Genomic DNA, 24,071 nt, shown 5'->3' on the forward strand with positions numbered 1-24,071 from the left:
AGCTTCCTCCTGAAAATCGCGTCTTGAAAATTAAGCATACGGGTTGTACCGTGACAGAAGATCGCGAATTGCCGAGAGGAGGTACCCGTGGCGGACCGCGAAGAAGTCCGGGCAGCCATGATCGGTGCCTTGTGCGACGTGTTTGGCGCCGATGAAGTCGAGGCGAATCTCGCGTCCGAGCCGGACGACTACCTGCGCGAACTCGACAGCAAAACCGCCGAATACCTCCTGGTAGCGGCGGAGAGGATAGTCGGCCACCGGTTGCCGACTCCGTCGGATCTGGGCCGCGAGCAGTTCGCCAGCTTGGGTGTCCTCATCGATGCAGCACTGAAAGGGCAGCCATGAGCGAGCACGTGAGCGGGCCGAACATCGCCGAAGCCTGGGTCAATGCCTTCGACAGGCTGGCATCGGCCAAGCACCATGAGTTCGTCAACTTCACGGTCACGATCGACAACCCGGGCCTGGAGCTGCTCGGCGTGCGCCGGCGGCTTGATCGCGCCGTCGCCGATCTCAAGGGCTTCAACAAGAGCGTGCACACGGTGGCGAATACGATCTTCCCGGTGTCGCTCTACCGTGCTGGCCGCCCTGACGCGTTCTACGCGGCCGTCACCGACAGTCAAACCCGTCGGGCAACTTCGCCCACGTCATGGGGGCCCAAAGGCGGCACCTATGCCGGGCGGCTCGTCAGGTTCCCCACGTATGGCAAAGGCGAACTCAACCAGATCAAACGCATCATCGAGTTTCTCGACGCGGACAAAACCTATCGAGATCGCTATGAAATTTCGCTCGTCTGCGACCCGCCCGACGATGCGCCTGCGACACCCACTGCATGCGCTTCGGCCTCGACGTTTGTGCCGGGCTACGACAACGCGGTCAGAGGCGGGCAGTGCTTGTCGCATATCAGCATCAATGTGACGGCCGGCAAGCTGTCGATGACGGCGCTGTACCGGCATCAGACGTTTGTTGAGCGTGCCTATGGGAATTTCCTGGGCCTTGCCCGCTTGCAGCACTTCTTGGTGCAGGAGACTCAGAGGGATCTCGAGGTCGGCGAGCTGATGGTGGTCGCCTCGCATGCCGAAATTGAAGGCACGGCTGCCCCGGAGCGCGATGCGCTGCTGCAGTCGTGCAAGGGTCTGCTGTCAGAGCAGCCGGTGCCCATCGAGTGGCAAGCTCGCCCATTCGGATCATCGTGGTCTGACCTCGAACTACCCTCCCTCGCGGAGCAGAGCTAGTGCTGAACGAGCACACGGGGCCGGCGATGCCACTCTCTCCGACAAGCACTTTCGATCAGGCCACGGTCACCGACCTCGTGAGCAACGCCCTGCACGAGTCGTCGACGAACGCCTTCATCGGCATGTCGAACACAACGCCACGATTGGGCGTCGACGTCGTCGACATCGACATTCTCGCCCGACAGTTGTCCAGCCGGATCGGACTCACTTTCACGCACCGGATCTTCACCGACAACGAGATCGACGATTGCCGCAACCAGGTCGCCAAGTTCGCGACCCGCTGGGCGATCAAAGAAGCGGTGAGCAAGGCAATAGGCACCGGTTTTCGAGGAGGATTCAGGCCCAAGGCGATCGAAGTGCTAACCGCCGCCGACGGATCCATCCAGGTTGCGCCGTCACCGGGCCAGACATGGCCACACGACGCCGATCAATGGCGGTGGGTCGTTTCAGCTGCTCACGAAAGCAACGTGGCGGTCGCCGTCGCGGTCGCGCTCGCCTGAACCTCTGCCTGCCCTGATCTCTGCCGACGATAGGAGCGATGACCATGGATCCCACCAACCCAGAACACCACGCGCCCACCGAGCCCCAGCTTGAACAGGCACTGGCCGAGCGGCTCCGGACCGAACGAGAGTATCTGGGCCTCAGCCAAGACCAAGTGGCCCGAGTACTCGAGCTCCCCCGGGCCGCGGTGAGCGCATTCGAGACCGGGCGCCGCAAAGTCAGCAGTGTCGAACTTGCTCGGCTTGCCAAGCTCTACGGAACAACCCCAAACCGGCTGCTAGGCAGCGAGATGCCCGTAGACGACCGCACGACCAAGCTGTTCCGGGCAACCAACAAGCTGTCCGAGCACGACAAAGATCAGGTTCTGCGCTTCGTTGAGTTCCTCAGTAACGCCTCTCCCGCGCAACCCGGTGGTGCCGGCGAAGACCGCTGAATGCGCCCGAATCGAGACTGAGGATGAACGCCGATGGCTAACGCGCAAGAGATCGCACGAGTGCGCTCGCAGGCCTCCATGGAGGCCACCCGTCTGCATCGCGACCTCGGCACCACCTATGACGGTCCGGTCGATGTCCTGGGCATCGCCCGTGGACTCGGTCTGGTGCTGATGATGCAGCCGCTCGACAATCTGCTGGGTTTCTACGTCCGTGGAGACAGCACTTCCGGAATTGTCATTAATAGCCAACGCCCGGAGAGTCTTCAGCGGTTCACCCTGGCGCATGAGATCGGCCATCATGTCCTGGGTCATTCACACTCGGCTGACGATGACCACGCCCTGGATCGTTTCGACCCAGACAGCCTGCCCGAGGTCGCTGCCCAGGCGTTCGCAGGGTCGCTTCTGATGCCGCTGCCGTTGGTCAACCGGGCACTCAGGGATCTTCCTGCCACCCACCAAGCCCACGCGCTCACACCTTCGGATGCCTACCTGTTTGGCCGCCAACTCGGTGTCAGCTATCAAGCCGCGGTGTGGGCCCTGCACCGCCATGACCGCCTGTCCCTCGATGACGCACGAGCCTTCATCCGGAAGAGGCCGTTGGCGGTGAAGAACGCGCTGCGTGGCCAGGACCCGGTCGATGACCCACACGCTGACGTGTGGATGTTGAACGCGGACAACAACAACTTGAGTGTCCTGTGCCGAATCGGCGACGAGATCCGCGTCCAGCTACCCGAAGACACCAGCACCGGATTTGCGTGGCTGATTCGCGTGCCGGCCAGTGGCGGATTGTTCGACTCAGCTTCGACGGACACGCAGCTGGTCTGGTCAGATGATGACCTCCATGTCAACGACCAGCCCGTTCTCGATGCGGACGCCGATCGCCTGGCCGCGGCTGCACCCGAGCCACTGGAGCTCGTGCAAGACGAGCATCTCGGTACTCACAGCGCGCGGCTGGACCCCGAGCCGACCGACCCCCAGTTTGACCTGCTCGCAGGTTTGGCCGATCCGAGAGCTTCATCGTTTCCTGGGGAGGGTGGTATCCGTTCACTGACCTTCGTACCGCGCGAAGAAGGTCCCAGCCAGGTGCTCTTGGAACTGGCACGCCCATGGAATCCCGAGGGCTCAGCACGCGATCAGTACCGGCTGGAGTTGCGCGTCCGTCCCAAACAGCTCGCTGGGCAAGGCCTTTTCGTCCCGTCCGCTGAAATCTGGGTTGACGAACACACGGTGGGCGCATAACTGCGATGCTTGAATGGATCATCGACCGCCGCAACACCGCCGGTCCTGTGATGGATCAGGGCATCCGCCCGACATGCCTGTCCTGTGCCACCAGCGCAGCACATCACTACGCAGTCGGTGTCGCCAAGTGCATCGAGTATCTCCACTACAGCTCGCGTAGATTGCCCACCGGCTGCGGATCTGTCGATTCGGTGCGAACTGTCCTGGCCGTCTCCGGGCAACCCGATGAGTCGGCCTGGCCGTACGACCCCGACTCTGACGAAGCCGAGGTGAGCCGCCTTCCGCCCGATCCGCTCCCCGCACCTTTCCACCGCGCCGACTTCACTGTCGACAACGCACCAGTTCCGGACACGCTGATCGGTCAGCTTCGCGACAACCATCTGCCGGTGATCGGGCTGTACACCACCCACAGCTTTGTGCGGCTGCGGTCAGGCGTCCTGACTGAACCTGAGCCGCTGCTGGATGGGCATGCCGTGTTGCTGGTCGGGGCCGCAAAGTACGCCGGCCCTGACAAGGGCTCGGTTCGGCACGGTGACAACCTGATGTGTGTTCAGAACTCCTGGGGCGACACCTGGGGCAACAACGGATACGGGCTCATCGGCCCGCGAGCTTGGGCCAACATGGTTATCCTGACGGCCCTTCTGGAACCCCACTAAATTGTCGTGCCGACAACGACTTTGATTCAGGCGCCGAAAGTGGCCGGGCCTGGCTCGACACTTCAGGCCAGTACCGGCTCCACATCAGCGGAGATGCCCCATTTCGGGGGAAACCAGGCCGGCATCGGCTCGCCCACTGCCCGGAACTTCTGCTTGATCCGGGTACGGCCGCTGTAGCCGACGATCTCAGGGTGGGCGACCCTCGCGTATTTGTCGACTTCACAGAACAGGTTCTGGCAGTCGATCAGCTGAAGCGGCCGGCCGAATAATCCGGTAAAGGTCAGGCCGAGACGTTCGAAGTGCTCATATTGACTGGCAGTCATGTACTCGATGGTCTGTCGTTCGAGCCCAGCGCTGGCCGGACCGAAACACTTGCGGATGCCGTCGCGAGCGCCAGGGCCGGCCACAACAAATTCCATCTCATCAAAATCGAGCGCAGTCGAATAGTTGATGTCAATAAGGAACTGGAACGCCAGAAAGTCACCCATCCCGGGGTAGCTCTTGATGATCTCGAAGGCTTCCTTCATCGTGTCCGCAGCTCGCAATCTACCCACCACATCATCGTTGAACATGTGCTCAAGGAGGTGAAGGTGATTGCGGTGCTTGCGCGTGGCACCGAAGGCCGGCGATGGCATCACGTAGGCGGCCGAGTACAAACGCTGGCCCCGGGCGAATGCCGAATCAAGGACCGCACCGTATCTGCGCGGTTCGAAACCCGACAACGTAGGTGTACCGAGCTCATCAGTCAACAGCCGCCAAGTCTCAATTTTGTTGAACAATTTGAACAAGAGAATCCGGAAAATCAGTTCAGCCGGCTCTTGCTTTCCGGTGTAGGCGACCTCTCGGATCAAGAACTGGCTCACCCTGTCGGCGGCCCGATAGCAGTTCGTGAAGCGGTGCACCTGAAGAACCGGATCCGTGGTCCAAGGGCCGCGCTCGCCCGCCACCCGTGCCTGATAGATCGCCTGACGCTTGGCTGCGAACCTCCAGTAGGTGTCGAATACCGGCGTCGGCTCTAGAGTGCGGCCACCGATTCTCACCGAGGAAACCTTACAGGTCGCATCGCTGCTATCGAGATCACGCACACCCGTCTCATCGAACGCCATCTGGACAGGCACGGCTACCGGCATCTAACTCCACCTTTATGTAATAGATCGCTCTACATGTCATATTATACGCTTGTGACGACGCAGACTGGCGATCCGGCAAGAATGCTTTCAGCCGCGCTGTTCAACAACAGCCATCTGATTTGCGTCGTCAACGCGATTGCGGCGAAGGGGCGCCAGCCGTTCACCACTCGGCAGCTCGCCAACACAACGTTTTTGGCCGATAGCGTTGTACGTCAGGTGATCCGCCGCTTAGTCGAGTCTGGCTTTCTTGAGGCGACGATCTCCCAGCAACCGAGTCGGGGCCGGGCACCCAATTATCTTCGTGTCACCAATATTCCCGGTTGGTCAGAACTCAAGTCCCTATGCCGAAAATTATCCCGCTAGCAAGGTTTAACCACAACTGAACTCCATTGCGCTCGGTTGGCGCTGGGCACCGCCGCCTTCCCCCCCGTAGCCGCCGCGCTGGACAGCACCCGCAACCCCGTCATCGGCGCCGCCGCTCGCCGAAACGCTCGTCGTGCTCACCGCCCGGCAAGGACCCGTGGGGCGGCCCCCCTTCGAGCGGCTGCGCAGCGAAATCAACCTGGGAGTAGCCGATTCACCGCAGACCACGCCTACGCCGCCAAACGCGCCTACCAGAGGTTCGGGCGAGGCAACCACAGCGCCAGCCTCAATTTCGGTGACTGCATGACCTATGCCACGACGCAACTCGCCGGCGAATCACTGCTGGCCAACGGCAACCATTTCCCCCAGACCGACCTCGAATTCGGTGACAGCATCATCGGCTACCAGCCCGTCATCGAAACGACCGGCTAACAACGTAACTGGGAGCACAGCGGCCCCCGTTGCGCGACGGCGCACGCAGGGGGCTGCAGGCGTGTTACTCGCCTGCGCGACAGCCCGCTGGCCGTTCGTCGACCCACCGCCTCAGTGAGGGCATCCAGCTCCGCCAGCACGCGCTCGCCGCCCAGATCCGGTTACGCGACCCACCCGACGACACTTCAAGAATCCCGGCCTCGACCAACCGGCCCAGCGCCTGGTAAGTGCTGGTATCAATGGTTCCCGTCAACCGCTGCGCAGTCTCCGCGCCGAACATCGGCGTCCCCAACAGCGCAACGATCAAAGCCTCATCGGCCGATCCGGCCCGCGGCCGCGCCAACTCTCGCCACCGCTGCGGCAGCTCCGCCAACCGTCGAGCCGACTCCTGCGCAGCAGCACTGGCATGCACCACCGCCCCCGCCACATAGGCCACCAGAGCGTCAACGTCACCGCGGCGATAGTCCCTTAGCCGGGCGAAATACGTCTGCGTGTCCGCGAGCATCACCGACGCGATCGGCACCGTCACCACCCGCGTCAAACCCCGCCGCCTTAGGGCCGCCGACAACACCGCCCGGCCGATACGGCCATTGCCGTCGATGAACGGGCGGATCGACTCGAACTGCGCGTGCACGATCGCCGCCTGAGCGACGACCGGAAGACCATCGCGGGCGGCGAACACCAGCAGGTCCTCCATCAACGCCACCACCAGATCCGGTGGCGGTGGCACGAAACTCGCCCCCAGCGGCGAGAAATCGCTGCCGCCAATCCAGTTCCGCACACTGCGCAGCGCCCCCGGCTCACCGGCGTACGGATCAGGCGCCATCAACATTGCATGCGCACGCAGAATCTCACCCAAACCGACCGACCCAGAGCTTGCAGTTGCCACCAGCTCGCCAAGGACTTCCACGGCGGCCAGCTGAGACCGAGCGGCTCGGCGGCCTTAACGCCGGCCGCGGCCTTGCCGAAAGCCCGCCAGCCCGCGTCGATCTGCTCGATCCGCGAGGACGCCACCGACTCGCTGCGCAGCAGAAAATCCCCCACCGGGGCCAGGTACTGACCCTAGCCGGCCTCCAAGCGCGCGACCTCGATCAGCGCTGCATCGTGGGTTCTGGCCACCGCGCCAGTCGGGTCGTAGCTCAGCTCGGCGATTGCCGGGGGTATCGCTGCGCTGTACTCGGCCAGCACGTGGTCGTCTCGACTGCCCTGGCGTCCACGCGGAACCCACGGACGAGTCTCGCAGCTATACGCCGGCCAATCCATATCGCATCTTCTGCCACAAACGCCGCCAGCCAACACGTTAGCGCGTGATAGTGACAAAAAGTGCGGAACACAGTTGCGGGCGTAGCTTCGTCGCGCGATTACGCGAGCATCGACATATCAGGACCCGTGGTCCGACCGACCTGTTTCGGATTCACACTGACCGGCCGCGCACCGACAACGCCGGCACAGTCCATCACCCGGTCCATCGGCAACGACGACGCACCGGCGCCCTCGGGGCTGCCTTCTCGCGGGCCTCGGCCTGGCGCACAACCACCGGCGGAATGGCGCCGCCGGCCTCTTCTAGGGCCTTGGTCAGCTCGTGGCCGATGATCGGATCCGTGATCGACAGCCGAACATCGTGAGGGATCCGCACACCCAGCGGTTGTAGGACGCACCCTCGCTGGTGGCCATCCACGCCGTGATCGTGCCGCCGCGGTCCCAAATCAGCGACACCGCATAAGCGACCGTGACCGTCGTAGGAGGAGACACCCGAGGTTCGTCTCGCACCTGAACAATCACGAACGCGGATACGGCCCAGCGCCTGCGATGCCAGCGGCAACAACGCGCCAGCCAGCGGCGACGAGATGTCTGGGCAGATTTTGGACGCTTGTTGATATATCCGTCGTAGCGCTATTCTCGGCCGATTGTTGTGCGTACTTGGCAGCCGCGATCACGCAAGCGTCAGGTGGTGGTCGTAGGCCAACCGGCCAGCCGGTGATCGTGTGACTGACACCGCGGTTGCGGCGATATTCGTAGAACCTCGTTTATCGGTGAGCGTTAGTCGCCCGGTCTCCGCTATGTGGCAGGCTATCGGCTCCTCTGAACAGCGAAATCAACATCAACGAAGGTGGCGGCCCGCTATTGGCACAGTGACAAGATTCGCGGTTTAGATCGCTGATACGTTGTCCAACTCCATAATTGCTTTGCGAACGGCCACACCGTGCTCCGTCAGCTTCATCGGTTGTGCGCGAGTAGCTCGTCGAATCAACGCTCCGCCGGTCTCGCGTTCCAAACGTCCAATCTGACACGACAGAGTGCATGGGGTAGTGCCGATCGCCTTCGCGGCCAGATCGAGCGACGAAAAGTCCGCTACCCGCGTGAATCGCTGCAGCCGCTCCCATCCACCGATCTCCGCCATCGCGGATTTGAGCAGAGGCGGCGCCGATCGCGCCCGTCGCCGCGCATTCAACGTTGCGGCGTGATTATGATTACCTTGGCCTGGCCGCTGGATATCATTTCGGCGGGCCCACCGGGCCAAACCTGATGCACTGACACCAACTTCGGCGGCTATGTCGGGGAAAGTCCGCAGCTCCGACAGGTACTGCGCCTTCACCCAGTCTGGATCGACATTGATCGGATCCCTACGCGATCTGCCCCTCATCCTGACCCGGTACTCGTCGGCGAGATGCCGGACAGTCTGTCGACTCAACTGTGTTCGGTTTGCAATCTCTCGGATGCTGAGCCCTTCGTCGCGGTACATTGCCGTCAACCGTTCTCGGGTCAGCATCTCGCCTGCCGCCCGGAAATGATGACCTTGGGCGTTGATCAGGTATTGGGAATCCGGCGGACGTGGAGGCAACGGGTCACCGGAAAGGTGTTCGTAGAGAACATCGTTGGTGATTCCCAAGATCGCCGCGACAGCAGACATAGATCGCCTCTCCGGCGCTGTTCGCAGGAGTTCGAACAGTTGGGTTCGGTCAATCGAATCGAAGTCCGGTGCCGGCAATGACAAGCCCTCGAACACCCCCGGTGGTGGATCCCACGTCACCGGTTCGTCGGTGACACCCTGGCTTACGAGGAACTCCAAGCCGTGCTGCTCCAGTTCCGCCAACAGGTTGGGAGTCAGGCAGCGCGGAAAACTGAAGACTTTGAACGCAGCACGACTTGATTGCCTGGCAGCGGGCTGGCCTGACATCCGCTCGTACAGAAACATTCGAGCGGCGACCGCAGTTCGAATGCCGATCGCCGGAGCATCAGCGCGTCGATAGATCCGTTGCCACTCGTCGTCTGGTAGGAGGTCCGTGTAGTCGAGGTGGCGGCGGCGAGCGTAGTCGATGGGGGCGTGGCCGTCGGCGATAAGATCAGCCATCCGGGCTAGCGCTATGCCGCAGTCTCGCCAGATACCCTTGCAGTGAATCAGTTTCAGGACACGATGCAACTCGGCCGGCCGCAAGTGGCCTCCCATGTGGGCGCATGCCTCAGTTGGGGTTTGCCCTGTTCCGATGAGCTGGATTGTTGCCGCCAGGGCCAGTCGATGGTGGCGTCTTCGGCTTCCTGGTACAGCCAGAGGCTGCGCCCACCGGGGCCACAACAGGCTTGGTGTGCGCTGGTTGAGTTTAGCGCTGCGCGCACTGCTGGTGCGGCGCGGAAGGGCGGTCACTGTACGGAACCGCAGTTGATCAGACAGCAGCATCTTCGGTGCCAGCGCGGCCAACCGCACCGCGTCGAGGACCTCGGTGGTTCCAACTCCCCAGTGCAGGACGGCTGTCGGCGAAGTCGTTGCCTCAGCACGTCGGCAGCATTCGATCACCCACTGCAGTTGCGCTGATGCGTCCTCAACCGTCGCGTGGTTCAAGATATCCAGCGCCGCAACCACGCCCGCTGCCGTAGCGGCTGCGGTGGTGGGCCGATCAGCGCCCACTGATTTCAGTCGCTGATACCCCTCTCCGACTTGGACTTTGGGTTCCTCGTGCGGCAGCGGGGTATTTGGAGGCAGATGCCGACGGAGATCGACTCGACTGCTATAGGTAAGCACCCTGTGTGCAAGAACGCGGATGTCGGCCAAGACGCGTAGGGCAGGCTGCGGGTCGTTCTGGTATACACCGAATCGGCCGTAGCCGGAAGAGATGACGGAGTCAATCCTTCGCTGCGCTGCCAGCACCGGATGTTCGACTGGCAGCTGCCCAACGGGCACACCGGTGAGGTCGGCTGAGCACCGTTCGCTGCGTCGCCGGCGGTCTGCCCGTTTGTTGGTTGGGGCGTTGCTGCAGCGGCCGGGCTGTGGGGTTACGAAGCTGGGCAGGGTCCTGCTTCGTGGCACTACGCCGCAGGCAGGGCACGTGTCGGCCAATAGGCAATGGTGCTTCGCGCACGCAAATGCCCAGCCGAGCCGCCAGGCTAACTGCCACCGTCCACCGGACTGGAGAAAACACTCCGGACAGAACCGCGAACCCGAGCGGCGTGTCCACGGTGACGACGCAACCTGTCTCAATCCGGTGCCATCGAGTACGAGCGCGCGGTCGTTATAGCCGCGCAGGACCATTCCTTGCAGCTGCGAACCGGACACTCCGCTAGCTTTAGATATATTTCCTAGCTGTTCGCGTGAGGGATTCACCGTCCATCGCGGGAATCCGCCGCCACCCACCGGTAAGTCCAAGGCGTCGAGCATCTCACCCCACGACACGCTCAGTCTGCTGGCCATGGCTTCCAACCATGAGTCGATCGCCTCACCGGGTAGGGGGGCAACACGAATCGGCAATGAACGAACTGGCTTCACGAATACCTCGTCGAAGCATCTTCTTGGGCCCGGGCGGTGCTGTGGCTCTGGCCGCCGGGCCCTCGCACTGGGATCGCATGCCTCTTAGCCCAGCGGGCCATGTTCGCCGTACTCATTCCAGCTTCTTCGGCTAGATCTGGGAGGGTGCGGCGCCGGTTGACATACTGGTCGTAGAGCCAGTCCCTGTCGACGGTCGTACGTGCTCGGCGGCCGGGATCGCGCACTGCGAGACCGTAGTCAAGGGCGAGACGTCCGATAATCTGGCGACTGACTCCGACGGTTTGCGATATGTCCTTCAGCGACAGCCCCCGCTGTTCGTAGAGCTCGATCAGCCGTTCACGAGAGATGGTTGCCTTCGCCGACGCGTAGGCCCGGTTATAGGGAGTTGCCACCGGTCGGCTCGCCGCACGACACGATAGAGGTGCAGGGTGGGTCTGCAGGAGATAGCGCACAGTATCGAGGCTGATGCTTAAACGCTGCGCCGCGCTCCCGAGCTTCATTCCAGTAACTGTGACAGCGCGGTGCAGGTCGCTGACGTTGACTGCATTGGGGTCCGCTCCCGGTAGGTGCAATCCATCGAGCACCGCCGACGACGGTTCCCATACCGATGGTTCGTCGGTAATGCCCTGCTGAGCGAGGAACTCATGGGCATGTTCGTCGAGAGCCTGTGCGAGTGCGGGTGTCAGGTAGCGCGGGAAGTCGGCGACCTGTGTACGAAACACGTTGCTGTCGGGGAACACTGTTGACTTGCGGGCGGGATGTCCGCTGAGGTGCTCGAATAGCAGGCATCGTGCGATGTTCGCCCGGACTGATCGGGCGCCGGGAGTGCCGGTATCGCGACAGATCCGTGCCCACACTTTGTCCGGCAGCAGCATCGTGTAGTCGAGTTCACGTCGGCGGCGGTAGTCAATGGGGACTTCGTGTTCGGCGAGGTAGTCCGCCATGCGAATCAGTGCAGACCGGAGACCCTCCCACAGGTCGTGCCTTTCCAGAACTTGCAACAGTCGGGATACGGCCTGCCCATCGATCGGACTGCCGATCATGCGGGCGGCTTTATCGAGGTTGAGCCTGCTGTTCACTAGCAAAAGGCAGATGGCCAGCGCCGGGCGCAATTGGCGTTGGTGGCTGCCGGGAAGGGCCATCCGAAGCGACCACGCTGGCCACAGCATGGTCGGTAGTTGGCGCGCGATGAGGTCAGCACGCTGCGGGCTCGGTGTCGATCGATTGGGTAAGGACGTACCGATGCGATAACGGAGCTGATCGCTCGGCTTCAGCAGGGGCCCGAGTGCCGCGAGCTGAGCGCCTGCCAGCACCAGGGTGGTGTTTTTCCCCCATGCGATGTTCGTTGCGGAGACTGCCAATCCGCGATCTCGCGATGAGGTCACCAGCCAGCGGAGCGAATCGCCAGCAGAGGAGACGTCGCAACGGCCGAGTGCTTCGATGGCTGCCACTGCGCCCACCGCGGCGACTGCAGCGCGGGTCGGAGCTGTCAGACCGGGCTTCGCGCGGGTTTGCGCAGGGCCGTAGCGCCGAGATGGATGCGCGGCAGCGACCTCGTAGGCGGTCAGGAGGTCGGGCGGAATGACGGCTTCCAGGTCCTGTGGCGAGGCATAGGCCAGTACCCGACCGGCGATGGCCCGGATGTCGGACAGAACGTTGATGCGCGGTTGGCGCTGGAGCTGGTAGATCCCAAATGCCGATGACTCGTTATCGATAACGGCATCGATGACCTGCTGGGTACGAATGGCCGGGTGCGCCGCGCCCAGCGAAGTGACCGTGGCAATCGTCAGGTCCGCACCGCATCGGTCGGGCACGCGGCCGGTGGAGTTTGCGGCAGGGTGCGCGCAGCGGCCAGGTTGAGGAACGGTCTCGCCGATGTGTGTGCGGAGGCGTTGGACCGCGCCGCAGTCCGGACACACGTCTGCCAATAGGCAATTGTGGATGGGGCAGGCGAACACCCAGCCCAAGCGCCATCTCAGTTGCCATCGGCCCGCGGTCTCGTCCAAACATGCCGGGCAGAAACGCGATCCTGTGCCACGACCCCACGGGAACGCTCGGCTCGTTGTCCGGGTATTGGGATCGATCCGGACTGCCCTGCCCGAATAGTGTTGCAGGGTCATCTTTTCGAGCGCGTTGACGGACACGGCAGCGGCGGTGCTGAGCATATGGGCCTCGCCTGTGGTCAGCTGCACCATCCAAGCGCTGGTCCCCATTCCCGTGCTCGCCTTCAAGCCGACCGCGGCGAGCAGGTCTGCGTGCATTGTGTTCGTGCGGTGGGCGATCATTTCGAGCCATGAGTCCAGTGCCTCACCGTCCGCCGGGGCGACACGGACCGGAAGCGTCCGCACGCTGTTCATCCAGCCTTGCCGATCCTAGTTGTCAGTCGCCGCGTTTCGAAGGCCGTCTCCAGTTCTTGGCGGGCCTTCTCCGATGCGGCGTCGATTTTGACCCGATCCATCAGCTCACGCGACAGATGTTCGGTGCCGGTGCGTACAGCACGGTGGCAACCACGACTGATCAGCGTCATGAGTGAACCGATATGTCCGGTGCTGCGGGCAAACAGATAGTCCGAGAGGTCGTCGGCCAACATCCCGGGATGCTTGTCGGCCAGTATGATCTTCCTTTCCAAGGCGAGCAGCAGCTGACGCCATTCGCGGCGGCCCTCATCGGTGTCTATCATGAAAGGGCGCATATCGAGTTTGGTTGTGCGTCTGCCGGTTTGAGCGATCACCGCGTCCTCGTAGGAATGGCCTTCGGAGAACAGTCCCCTTGCCGCCAACCCCACGCCGACGAAGATCAGGGTGACGGGGAATTCGTTGGCGATGTACTTAAAGTGGTTGCTGATCTCCACCCCGACGGTGTTACGCCACCGCAGGAAATGCAGATCATCGACGATCAGCAGCTTCGTCTCACAGGTCAGTACACAGTCAAGCGCTCGGTGGGCAAAGTGGGCGGCGCTGCCACGGGACATTCCCGGATGAGCGAAGAACGACAACATCGCCCGGTTGAATTCGACCATCCCGGTGTTGCCGGTCAATCCGACCCGGCATACCGGCCACCGTTCGTGGCCTGCGCTGGTTTCGGTGCCCTGTTCTTTGATTTCGCGCCGGTGGAACTTTTTGGCGAAATCCAGCACCGACGTGGTCTTCCCTAGTCCGGGAAACGCGTCGATGGCCACCGCGCCTTTGGACTTGTCACCGTCTTGGGCGTTGCTGTCGACGATGTCCCACAAGTCTTCATTCAGTGCGGCCAGCTGTGGCGTCTTGATTGGACCAAGATTGGCGTGCCACTCGCGGCGCTGCCGGTTGTAATCGTCGAACGCTTCTTCGCTCAGCTCCTCAAGTTCTCTCCGGTTCAATGGCTCCGGTAGTTCCCTGGCAGCGGTGTTCACAAATCGCTGCCAACCCTCCTTGCGGGCCAAGGTGAGATTGTCCAATCGGGACTCGGTCTCTTTCCGCGTCGGATTCTTCTTGGCCATCACACGTCATCCAGTGCGTCGGCGTAATAGTCGTCCGCGTAGTCGTCGAGTTCGTCCGCGGCATCGTCGTCGCCGGTCTCGGGTTCGGATCCGGATTCGGGTTCGGATTCGGATTCGGATTCGGATTCGGATTCGGATTCGGATTCGGATTCGGATTCATCGAGCAAATTGTCTGCGCCCTCAGCTGCGGGAGAATTCGCCTTCGCCATCACACGAGCGACTGACGGCAAGGTAACGACCGCGTCCTGCGGCGACTCCGTACTGTCGACAGGGATCGATTGTCGTGAGAGCCGCAACGCCATGCGGCGTTCCGTCAGTGTTGAACCCAGACCAAGGTTCCATCGCTCCAACAGATCCGCAACCGCAAGCCGATCCTCGGGGAAGGTGTACTTCGAGGCTGCGAGCTTGCGCGCGAATTGCAGCGCGTCCTCGCTGAGCGGCATATCCAACGACGGTGTGTGCTCCCATATCAGGGTGTGCCACTTCCGAGTATCCGGATCGCGGAAGTACACGCGCGTGATGTCGTCCGGGTTGTAGTGAATAGGCCAGCGGCCCTTAGCTTTCCCCTTGTATGGGCTTGTCATGTTGCGATACGGGGTCAGTGCTGGCCCGTTATAGCGGCGGCTCCCGAAGTCCACCCCATAGTGCTGAACCTTCCGAAACTCCACCTTGAGAAACTCATAGGCCAAATCGGGATCGCATGGGGTCTCGATGTAGCCAGCCCGGGCAATGCCATGCTCGAACATCTGTATCGGGGACATTCGCCACCCCGGTACATGCGGGTCGATCAGACTGTCGTGCGGCCGGCGGTGATACACCACGGCCACCCATTCGCGGATGATCGCCTCCAACTCATCGAGGTAGAAGAACGCCTCCGATTCCGAGTCCCGCCCCCGGGAGTGCACATCCGGGCCCTTGTACCCCGGCAAGACTTGCAGCAGGTCCTCGCGGATGGTGCGGAAGAACCGCTCCACCGGAGCCTTATCTCGACCTGTCCGCAATCGCGCAGGCTGTATCGAGATCCCCATCCGCTGGCACACACTCGTCAGATGTTCGGATACATAGATCTTGCCATGATCAATAACGATGGTTTCCGGCACGATCGCCGGCCCGTCCGCTCCGGGCCGTTCAATCGCGTCGACGTCGATCAGGACCGATCTTGGTACACCGTGCCCGGGCCATACCGCTTGGGCCGGCCAATCCTCACCAGCTGGTCGGGGCCGATAGGCCTGATACAACACAGCCGCAGCGTCGACCGACTTGGTGGACACCGGCGTCAATCTGATTCCTGTGACGCACCGGGTGTACCAGTCCATTCCGATCGTCAGCTCGGCCTGCACCCACCGCAAGGTGATCGGATCCATCGCAAAAACATCGAGCCGCGTGGTGTCCATCAACATGTACTCACCCGGCCGAGTCGGGCGTAACTTTCCGTATACGCCGTTCGGCCGCTCAGCGATGTCGCGGTTCCGTTTGGTGCTCAACCGAAAGGTCGGGTACCGGCTCTCCAGCTCCGCAAGGACCCGGAATGCCGTTGCACGGGACGGCAATTCCACGGCCCCCTCGCCGAACCGCGCGACGACTCTGGCGTTGGCGCGCGTGATCACCATTGTCTGCGACGGGCGCGACTGGTCTGTGTGCTCCACCATCACTTCAATGGCGGTCTCGGTCCACCGTGAGTCTACGTTCGCCCCCGGGCCCGCGGTCCTCCTCTCCCGCTTCGACGCCAGACCCGCTTCACCGTGCTTCTGGAACTGCTGAACCCAACGTTCGATGGATCGCACACCGGCACCGAGCTCGTGCCCCTTGCTTGCGTATCGTCTCGACAGGGGCACGACTGCTTGATACTCCGGTCGGGGCTCCCCGGGAAGCGCCAACTCCGCACTACCCGAACGGAATCCGGTCAGCACTTCGCGGACGTGCGCCGCTCGCTCGATGATTTCTTTGCGCTCGACGTCGCTGAGCTGTGCGAGCATAAGTCCAACAGGCCCGAAGTCGTCATCGCTGCACGGTCCCTCCGAATCCGGGACTACTCGTGTGGTGTCTGACATGAGAAGTTCGTTGAGGCGGGCTCGGATGACCGTCTTCTTCGACGTACCTTTCAATACGACGTCCATACCTGTCTGGCCAGTGTGAATCTCAACGATCTCCACCAACTCACCATCGTGCACGAGTCTGGTGCCCAAGCCGATTCGTACCCGAGCTGAAGTCATGGCGACATCCTAAGTTCTGTTCGCTCGCTTAGTCGCTCGCTCAGATCGATTTGAAGTTCTTGGCGCCAAAGAAGGTGCAGCACGGCAGACTTGACTTGATCAATCGGCTCCCCTGGCAGAGACTTGAACGCACTCGCGAGTGAAGAGCCATCCAGATTCTTCTCCCTCACCTGTGCCAGCAACTCTGGACGGAACAACCAGCTGCGCCGGTATCCCGCAAGGAAGCGGACATTCTCCAACTCAACCGCGTTGGGTTCGGTCGCCACTTCATAGCGCCAGCCGCGTGCCTCAACGAGTTCGCGTGTCCACTCGAATGTGAAAGCCACTTTGGGATCCGCGAGAAGGCGGGCGGGTTTCACATCCACGACTACGGGGCCGGTGTCCGTATTAAGCAAGTAGTCCGGGATGTGCCTGCGTTGCTTGCGGTCAACCGAAGCGCGGAGCAGAAACGGTTGAGCAACGATGTGTCGCACACTGATGTCGAAATCGGCGAAGAGTAAGTGCGCCAACTCAAGTCGTGATTCGTAGATGACGTGGCTGCCGAGGGTACTCGACCAGTAGGTACCCGAGTAGTGCTTCTGCCCGCGGTGCCACCTGAACGTCCGCCACGGAATCGCGCTGGCAAGTTCCTCGGCCCCCGCCGCAGCCCACCCTCGTGCCACTTCACTCAGGTCGTCCGCACGTCGGTATGAGACAGAGACACCCGACGCCTTCTCTGCACTATGGCCCACGGCAATCACCTCGGCCCTGCAATCGGATCAGACTGCTTTGGTGACCTGATCGTCACACGGCCTTCGACGCACCCTTGGGATTGAACAACCTGCGTGTCTCACGAACTTGGCGGATCCGCCATCATTCCGCCACCACTCGTGAGATTCCGCCACGTTCCGTGAGAACCTACATGCCTTGTCACTGCTTGGCCATGTTGGCGAAGCGGCTCAAATGCAGTTGGTGCGCAACGGTAATCGTCTTCGTCGGGCCGTTCCGGTGCTTACCGAGAATCAGGTCTGCTTCACCGCCCCGGGGATCGTCACGCTCGAAGGCATCGGGTCGATGCAACAGAATTACCATGTCGGCATCCTGTTCTAGTGAGTTGTGCATAATTATGCAGTTAGCTGAGAAATTATGCGTCTCTTCCACTGTCCCGTCGTACACGTCATGCTCACCGATACTCGTAATCTCAACGATCTCGTCCCAGAACACATCATTGGTTGCGAGATCGTGAATCTCACGGTCCTCTAGTAATGCTGCGGCACGGTGCAATCGGGACCTGCTCGGTGCGTGCTTCCACATCGTCGATCCGCAGAACTTCGTACCCATTGCCGCAGCGAACTGCCGGTGCGTCATCTGGTTTGCGCCGAGCGCTGCGCGCACGTTCGTCCACACTTCCTTCGGGACCGTATCGAGATTCGTGTTGCGCACCTTGCTTTCCAACATGCCGATCACTTCTCGCACGGCGACTGCCTTCTCGCCGTTGACCCCGACATGACGCAGGAACCGCAGTTGGTTCTCGGCGCCGTAAACGTACAGGTGCCACCCATCGCGATAGCCGGCTTTGCGCACACGCTTGATTCGACCGAACACTCCCAGCCGCGCCAACAGGATGGACACGTCATCGATCAACTGTCGGCTGGTCGACGCGTAGTAGATACGTCCTTGGCCGAACTTCGCATCCCACGACACGGAGCCATCCGTCGCCCATAGATGCCGCAGGAACAACGCGATCTGATCATTGGGTAGCGCGAAAACCTCTGCCGGCACGAACTTGTCGTAACTCCGCTTGCCGAACAGCCCCAGTTTGTCGAGCCACGCCGCGATCGGGTTTCGCTTCCCGCGCGCCAACCGGTACGGCGCCGGCAGCCGTAGTGTCGTCACACGAGCCGCTGGATAGTCGTCACGAATCGCGGTGACTCCGAAGTGTGTGGCCGCCTCAGCAACGGCGTGAAGGTTCCACTCGTCAATGCTCGCGTATCGGATCGGTTGATTCTTCACGCACGACCCGTCACCAATCATGTGCGCCAGCAGGATGATCTCGGCTTCGTTCATCCGCTGCGTGTTCACCGGTTCTGGTACTCGTCGGGGGACCGCAACCCGCGCGCCGACAGCCAATTCACCCAACGGCATCCACCCGTCGAGCGTCATGAACGGGTGATTGGCTGTCGCCTCGACCTCACGACCCGACGCCAACCGCACCTTGAACACTTCCTTGTGCCCGCTGTAGAACACATTCGTCATCGGCCGCGCCACCATTCGCTTGCGCTCATCCATCGACCACACGAGCGGCCGCTCCCCCGTGCGCATCAGCTCACCGAACGTCACCTCAGCACCGGTATCCGCCCGCAGGATGCGCGTATTCGCCGTCAAGCAACCCGACTCACGAAGGTCCGACACCATCGGCTTCTTGTCGGTGCGCTGCTCCGGGCCGCGGTTCAACTGGCTGATCGCGACCACCGGCACGTCGAGTTCCTTGGCCATCAGCTTGAGGCTTCGCGAGAAGTCCGACACTTCTTGCTGCCGCGACTCGTACTTCTTGCCCGACGTCATCAGCTGCATGTAGTCGACGACGATCAACCGCAGGCCGGCCTTCTGACTCAACCGACGCGCCTTGGCGCGGATCTCCATCATCGTCAGGTTCGGCGAGTCGTCGATAAATAAAGGCGCTTCGCTGATTTCGCTCATTCGCCGCGCCAGCCGCGTCCAGTCGTCGTCGCTCATCCGGCCCGAGCGCATATCGGCCAGCTTGATCTTCGCCTCGGCCGACAACAGCCGCATCACGATCTCGGACTTGCTCATCTCCAGCGAGAAGATGACGCTCGGCATCTGGTGCTTGATCGAGCACGAGCGCATGAAATCCAAACCGAGTGTTGACTTCCCGACGCCCGGCCTGGCCGCGATGATGATCATCTGGCCTGGGTGTAGACCGTTGGTGACTTCGTCCAGTTCGACGAAGCCCGTCGGAACACCGCGTGCAATGCCACCCTGCGACGCGATCGCATCGATCTCGTCCATCGTCGGCTGCAGCAGTTCTTCGAGCGGAACGAAGTCCTCGGCCGTGCGCCGCTCGGTGACGTCGTAGATCTCCGACTGCGCCCGGTCCACGATCTCGTTGACGTCCGCGCCCTCGGCGCCCGCGTAGCCGTACTGCACGACCCGCGTGCCCGCCTCGACGAGCCGCCGCAGCAGCGCCTTCTCCGCGACGATGCCGGCGTAGAAGCCCGCATTCGCGGCCGTCGGCACCGTCGAGATCAACGTGTGCAGATACGGCGCCCCGCCGATGCGGCGCAGCAGGCCGCGCCGATCCAGCTCGGCGGCCACCGTCACCGCGTCGGCGGGCTCGCCGCGGCCGTAGAGGTCGAGGATCGCGTCGTAAACGTTCTGGTGTGCAGGGCGGTAGAAGTCACCGGGACGCAGCTTCTCGAGCACGTCGGCGATGGCGTCCTTGCTCAGCAGCATCCCGCCCAGGACGGCCTGCTCGGCTGCCTGGTCCTGAGGAGGCTGACGCCCGAAGTCCTCGCTCGGCGGCGACGAATCCATGCCCGGATGGCCCAGGTCGTCCACGACGGCCACGAAGCGCGTCACCCCCTTTATTCACTATCGAACGTAGGTTCGATACCCGCTATTCGCGACTGTAAGCCAGACATCCGACAAGCCGCCTAAGCGGCTCCGGATCCGCCCCGCCGACGGCCTACGCTAGACGTTGCTGGCGGGGGCGCAACCCGGCCCTGTTCATAGACCTGTGGATGGGGTGTGGATAGGTCGGGACAACCATGTTGAGTCGTTGGGGAGAACCTGTTAATCAACCGCTTCGCTCATTGCATCTGCGCAGATAGCCGCACCATAAGCCGCGTGCGATCTTGTGGATGGGAAATGCCTCGGCGTGTCGTGCCGGGTTGCCAACTCGGGCGTGTTGTGTTGCCGCCAGGCACCGCCCAGGTTAACAGCGGGTTATCTTCGCTACGGCTATCCGTCACGCGAAGTTCGCCAGCGCGCACAGCAACGGCCGGGTGAAGATCGATCCCGTCTCCACCCGGCCGTATCTGACGCTGTAGTTACTGCCCGGCGACGACTTCCAACGAAACCGTCGCGGCGATCTCCGGATGGAGCCGAACCGCGATCGGATGCGTGCCGGTCGTCTTGATGTGCGCCTTGGGCAACTGGACGGTGCGCTTGTCCAGATTGGGGCCGCCGGCGTTCTTGATCGCGGCGACCACGTCGGCCGTCGTCACCGAGCCGAACAGCTTGCCACTGTCGGGCGCCGCCTTCACCTGCAGCTGCACCGGACCGAGGTTCTCGATCGCGGCCTTCAGCTCAACAGCGTGCTCGCGGCCCTGAATGGCCTTCTGCTCGCGGGCCCGACGAATCTCTTCGGCCTGGCGCTCGGCGCCGCGCGACGCGACGACCGCGAGCCGGCGGGGCACCAGATAGTTGCGGCCGTAGCCGTCCTTGACCTCGACGATGTCGCCCTGGACGCCGAGATGTTCGACGTCAGCGGTGAGAATCAGTTTCATCTTCTTGTCCTGCCTATCGCGTCGACGAGGTGAACGGCAGCAGCGCAACCTCGCGCGCGTTCTTCACGGCGATCGCGATGTCACGCTGGTGCTGAACGCAGTTGCCGGTGACGCGGCGGGCGCGGATCTTGCCGCGCTCGCTGATGTACGTGCGCAGCAGCGCGGTGTCCTTGTAATCGATGTCCTGCCCCTTCTTGGAGCAGAACACGCACTTGCGGGTCTTGACCGGCTTCTCGGGAGCCGGCCGACGCTTGGTGGCCTTGGCCATGTGTCTATCTCTTTCTTGCTTCTTTGTTGATCAGTTGTGGATCAGAAGGGTGGCTCGTCGTCGGCACCGGAGAACGAACCCGACGCCGGGGCGCTGCCCCACGGGTCTTCCTTCGGCTGCTCGGCTGGGCGCGAACCTCCGCCGCCCCCGCCGCCGAAGCCGCCGCCACCGCCGCCGCTGCGGCTGGCCTTGTTCACCTTGGCGGTCGCGTACCGCAGCGACGGGCCGATCTCATCGACCTCGAGTTCGACCACGGTGCGCTTCTCACCCTCGCGGGTCTCGAACGAACGCTGCTTGAGCCGGCCCTGCACGATCACCCGCGAACCGCGAGTGAGGCTTTCGGCCACGTTCTCGGCGGCCTCACGCCAGATGTTGCAGCGCAGGAACAGCGCCTCGCCGTCCTTCCACTCCCCGCTCTGGCGGTCGTAGATGCGCGGTGTCGACGCCACGGTGAAGTTGGCGACGGCCGCACCCGACGGCGTGAAGCGCAGTTCGGGATCGGCGGTCAGGTTTCCGACGACGGTGATGATGGTGTCACCAGCCACGATGTCCTCCTGGGATTGGCGGTGTAAGTCTGGGAGCGGTCGCAGGCGAGCCTACGGAAGCGCTCCGACGCTTACAGCCTGTTCTTCGGGACTAGTGCTTGTCCGTCCGCATGACCTTGGTCCGCAGCACGGACTCGTTCAGATTGAGCTGACGGTCCAGCTCGGTCACCGTGGCGGGCTCTGCCTTCACATCGATGACGGCGTAGATGCCTTCGGCGTGCTTGGCGATCTCGTATGCCAGCCGGCGCCGACCCCAGATGTCGACCTTGTCGACACTGCCGCCGTCCTTGCGGATGACGTTCAGGAACGTTTCCAGCGACGGAGCTACGGTGCGCTCGTCAAGGGTGGGGTCGAGAATGACCATGATTTCGTATGGACGCATGAAGACCTCATCACCTCCTACGGTCTGATCGGCCGCGGACTATCCGCGGCAGGAGGGTCGCCTGCGTCGGCAACCGGCCCAGGCTACAGGAAACCGCGCTGATCTGCGAAATCGTCCTGCGCGGGTGTGACCTGGTGCCGGGATTGCCCTCCTGACCACTTCGCCGAATGTGCAACCAGCTGCGCTTGTGCAGCCTCTAGCGCAGCTAGTTTCACAATCGAGGCGGCACCGAGGCGGCGACTACCTCGAGACCGCATCCAGGTCGCGCTCTTCCACCGAATCCCGTTCTGTACGCAGCCTCGACGCATCGGGCCTCAACCAGTCGGGCAGCCACCGCGGCGGCGCGTCCTGCGCCCGATCGAACACCCCGCCCGCTGGGTCGTCGACCACTCCGCGAGTCCGGACCAGGTCGAGTTCGGGCCGGTAGATCTCGCGAATCACCAACGCGCACAACGCCACCACGGCGATATCGCGCAGCAGTACGGTGATGGTGAACGGCTGTTCCGGCAACCCCATGTTCGCCTCGCCGTAGAGGTACAACATCCGTGGCACCCACACCAGCGCGTCGATCGTCATCCACGCCAACAGGATCCGCCGGTGCGGCAACGCCAACACCGCCAGCGGCACCAGCCATAGGGAGAACTGCGGGCTCCACACCTTGTTGGTCAACAGGAACGCCGCGACGACCAGGAACGCGATCTGCGCCACCCGCGGCCGCCGCCTCGCGGTCAGAGCGATGTACCCAATTGCGATACAACAGGACACAAACAGCAGCGCCGAGACGGTGTTGGTCACCGTCGGTGGTTCCCAGAAACCCAGATCGGGGTCGAACCCGCGCCAGCCGGTGAACGACTTGATGACGTTGTAGATCGAGTCCATGTCGTCGCCGCGACGCGTGTTGAGCCGGAAGAACTCCGACCATCCCCGCGGGAAGAGCACCATGATCGGCAGGTTCACCACCAGCCATGCCGCCACCGCCGCCGCGGCCGTCTTGCCGACCTCCCGCAGCTTGCCGGTTCGCACCGCCAGCACCGCAAGCGGCGCCAACAGCAAGAGCGGATACAACTTCGCCGCCACACCAAGACCGATCAGCGCGCCGGCCAGCACCGGTTTTCGTCGCGCCCACGCGAGAAGCGCACCCGTCGCGAAAGCCGTTGCCAGCGCGTCGAAGTTCGTGAAGATCTGGAAGATCACCAACGGTGACGCCGCCACCAACGCCGCGTCCCAGACCCGCCGCGGGCCGGCCAAGCGCGACGTCGCCCACACCGTGGCCAGCCACGCCAGGGCCAGCCCCAGCGCAGCGATGTTGAAGAACATCACCACCTCGGCGATCACCGGCACCGACACCAGCTTCGTCAGCGCGGTGTAGGTCTTGGCCAACGACATCGCCACGTACTGGTAGATGCCGGTCAGCACCGGATACTCCATGTAGCGCACCGCGATGTTGCCGTCGTACTGGATGTGCGGCTGGCCGGTGGCGTCCTTCTCGATCCAGCTCGACTTGTACGGGAACTTGCCGAGGTTCAGCAGTTCGGCGGTGTACAGCGGGACCGTGTCGGAGTAGCAGAGTTGGAAGTAGGCCCGCTGGTTGCTCCAATCGGCCACCCGCTGATCGGCGGTCCCGGTGCCCGTGGTCTGCAGGCATGCGGCCTTCGTCGAATAGCCGAGCGCCAGGAACACCAGCGCGATGATCAGCATGACGCGCAGCGGGGTCAGGAACCGTTGCCTGCCGATCAGCGCGTGCCTGCCGACCGGCCCGCCCACCACATCGGAGAGCGCGGCGCCGATGACGTCGGTGCGGCTCGGGAGATCGCGCTCGTCGAAGCTTCGGGTATCGCCCGCCGGCGGAGCCGGCGATTCAACATGGGCCGGCGGAGCCGGCGATACCACTTCGGCCAGCGGAGCCGGCGATACCACTTCGGCCAGCCGCGC

Annotated in this window: 21 protein-coding genes and 2 pseudogenes; 8 read left to right on the top strand and 15 right to left on the bottom strand. The window is 62.7% G+C overall.

Annotation, left to right across the window (positions count from 1 at the left end; all coding sequences use genetic code 11):
• Positions 1-87 precede the first annotated feature (87 nt).
• The 6 genes from A5759_RS06010 to A5759_RS06035 are packed head-to-tail and all read left to right on the top strand — an operon-like array spanning position 88 to position 4,061.
• Entirely contained in the window at positions 88-345 is a 258-nt protein-coding gene (locus A5759_RS06010; protein ID WP_068195122.1) for a hypothetical protein, read from the top strand.
• Entirely contained in the window at positions 342-1,232 is an 891-nt protein-coding gene (locus A5759_RS06015; protein WP_068195125.1) for a hypothetical protein, read from the top strand. Before A5759_RS06010 ends, A5759_RS06015 begins: the two co-directional genes overlap by 4 nt.
• Positions 1,233-1,258: 26 nt before the next feature.
• Complete coding sequence (locus A5759_RS06020) at positions 1,259-1,732, top strand: holo-ACP synthase (protein WP_156616829.1); 474 nt, start codon at positions 1,259-1,261, stop codon at positions 1,730-1,732.
• Positions 1,733-1,770: 38 nt separating this feature from the next.
• Positions 1,771-2,166 (top strand): helix-turn-helix domain-containing protein, encoded by a 396-nt coding sequence (locus A5759_RS06025; protein ID WP_197505970.1) that lies wholly within the window; start codon positions 1,771-1,773, stop codon positions 2,164-2,166.
• A gap of 33 nt (positions 2,167-2,199) precedes the next feature.
• Positions 2,200-3,405, top strand: coding sequence for an ImmA/IrrE family metallo-endopeptidase (locus A5759_RS06030; RefSeq protein ID WP_068195131.1), 1,206 nt, complete (start codon positions 2,200-2,202; stop codon positions 3,403-3,405).
• Between the two features lie 5 nt (positions 3,406-3,410).
• The gene (locus tag A5759_RS06035; RefSeq protein ID WP_068195133.1) at positions 3,411-4,061 is read left to right on the top strand and encodes a C1 family peptidase; all 651 of its coding nucleotides are present in this window, start codon (positions 3,411-3,413) and stop codon (positions 4,059-4,061) included.
• A gap of 62 nt (positions 4,062-4,123) precedes the next feature.
• On the opposite strand, the gene A5759_RS06040 is transcribed toward A5759_RS06035, so the two are convergent.
• The gene (locus A5759_RS06040; RefSeq protein ID WP_197505971.1) at positions 4,124-5,191 is read right to left on the bottom strand and encodes a nucleotide kinase domain-containing protein; all 1,068 of its coding nucleotides are present in this window, start codon (positions 5,189-5,191) and stop codon (positions 4,124-4,126) included.
• 51 nt (positions 5,192-5,242) lie between these two features.
• Here A5759_RS06040 and A5759_RS25865 point away from each other — a divergent pair, with 51 nt between their 5' ends.
• Together A5759_RS25865 and A5759_RS26455 are read left to right on the top strand one after the other, a co-directional pair.
• Entirely contained in the window at positions 5,243-5,554 is a 312-nt protein-coding gene (locus tag A5759_RS25865) for a hypothetical protein (protein WP_156616830.1), read from the top strand.
• Positions 5,555-5,857: 303 nt separating this feature from the next.
• Positions 5,858-5,986 carry a hypothetical protein gene (locus tag A5759_RS26455; RefSeq protein WP_255391767.1) on the top strand — a complete coding sequence of 43 codons (129 nt, stop codon included), beginning with the start codon at positions 5,858-5,860 and terminating at the stop codon, positions 5,984-5,986.
• 80 nt (positions 5,987-6,066) lie between these two features.
• Here the strand turns inward: A5759_RS26455 and A5759_RS25575 are convergent.
• The 14 genes and pseudogenes from A5759_RS25575 to A5759_RS06105 form a co-directional block, all read right to left on the bottom strand.
• Positions 6,067-7,249: pseudogene (locus tag A5759_RS25575) on the bottom strand (Fic family protein); the annotation flags it as partial.
• A 193-nt stretch (positions 7,250-7,442) separates the two neighbouring features.
• The gene (locus tag A5759_RS26080) at positions 7,443-7,664 is read right to left on the bottom strand and encodes a hypothetical protein (protein WP_197505972.1); all 222 of its coding nucleotides are present in this window, start codon (positions 7,662-7,664) and stop codon (positions 7,443-7,445) included.
• A 471-nt stretch (positions 7,665-8,135) separates the two neighbouring features.
• Entirely contained in the window at positions 8,136-9,845 is a 1,710-nt protein-coding gene (locus A5759_RS25585) for a LysR family transcriptional regulator (protein ID WP_231984564.1), read from the bottom strand.
• A gap of 483 nt (positions 9,846-10,328) precedes the next feature.
• A pseudogene (locus A5759_RS26555) lies at positions 10,329-10,745 on the bottom strand (TniQ family protein); the annotation flags it as partial.
• Entirely contained in the window at positions 10,742-13,102 is a 2,361-nt protein-coding gene (locus A5759_RS06060; RefSeq protein WP_068195142.1) for a TniQ family protein, read from the bottom strand. The gene A5759_RS06060 and the pseudogene A5759_RS26555, both read right to left, overlap by 4 nt.
• Positions 13,099-14,223 carry an ATP-binding protein gene (locus tag A5759_RS06065; protein ID WP_068195145.1) on the bottom strand — a complete coding sequence of 375 codons (1,125 nt, stop codon included), beginning with the start codon at positions 14,221-14,223 and terminating at the stop codon, positions 13,099-13,101. Before A5759_RS06065 ends, A5759_RS06060 begins: the two co-directional genes overlap by 4 nt.
• Positions 14,223-16,436, bottom strand: a complete 2,214-nt coding sequence (locus A5759_RS06070; RefSeq protein ID WP_068195148.1) for a Mu transposase C-terminal domain-containing protein — start codon at positions 16,434-16,436, stop codon at positions 14,223-14,225. The genes A5759_RS06065 and A5759_RS06070 overlap by 1 nt, the downstream gene beginning before the upstream one ends.
• A complete protein-coding gene (locus A5759_RS06075; protein ID WP_231984565.1) occupies positions 16,433-17,167 on the bottom strand; it encodes a TnsA-like heteromeric transposase endonuclease subunit in 735 nt (244 codons plus the stop codon). Before A5759_RS06075 ends, A5759_RS06070 begins: the two co-directional genes overlap by 4 nt.
• 178 nt (positions 17,168-17,345) lie before the next feature.
• Entirely contained in the window at positions 17,346-20,003 is a 2,658-nt protein-coding gene (locus A5759_RS06080; RefSeq protein WP_068195238.1) for a replicative DNA helicase, read from the bottom strand.
• Between the two features lie 482 nt (positions 20,004-20,485).
• Complete coding sequence (gene rplI / locus A5759_RS06085) at positions 20,486-20,944, bottom strand: 50S ribosomal protein L9 (protein WP_066843307.1); 459 nt, start codon at positions 20,942-20,944, stop codon at positions 20,486-20,488.
• Between the two features lie 13 nt (positions 20,945-20,957).
• Positions 20,958-21,212, bottom strand: coding sequence for a 30S ribosomal protein S18 (gene rpsR / locus A5759_RS06090; protein ID WP_064395138.1), 255 nt, complete (start codon positions 21,210-21,212; stop codon positions 20,958-20,960).
• Positions 21,213-21,253: 41 nt separating this feature from the next.
• Positions 21,254-21,757, bottom strand: coding sequence for a single-stranded DNA-binding protein (locus A5759_RS06095; protein WP_068195153.1), 504 nt, complete (start codon positions 21,755-21,757; stop codon positions 21,254-21,256).
• Between the two features lie 91 nt (positions 21,758-21,848).
• Positions 21,849-22,139, bottom strand: coding sequence for a 30S ribosomal protein S6 (rpsF, locus tag A5759_RS06100; protein ID WP_064395157.1), 291 nt, complete (start codon positions 22,137-22,139; stop codon positions 21,849-21,851).
• A 240-nt stretch (positions 22,140-22,379) separates the two neighbouring features.
• Positions 22,380-24,029, bottom strand: a complete 1,650-nt coding sequence (locus A5759_RS06105; protein ID WP_068195241.1) for a glycosyltransferase family 87 protein — start codon at positions 24,027-24,029, stop codon at positions 22,380-22,382.
• Positions 24,030-24,071 lie beyond the last annotated feature (42 nt).

Source organism: Mycobacterium sp. 852014-52144_SCH5372336 (genome assembly GCF_001665615.1).
GTDB classification, from domain to species: Bacteria; Actinomycetota; Actinomycetes; order Mycobacteriales; family Mycobacteriaceae; genus Mycobacterium; species Mycobacterium neumannii_A.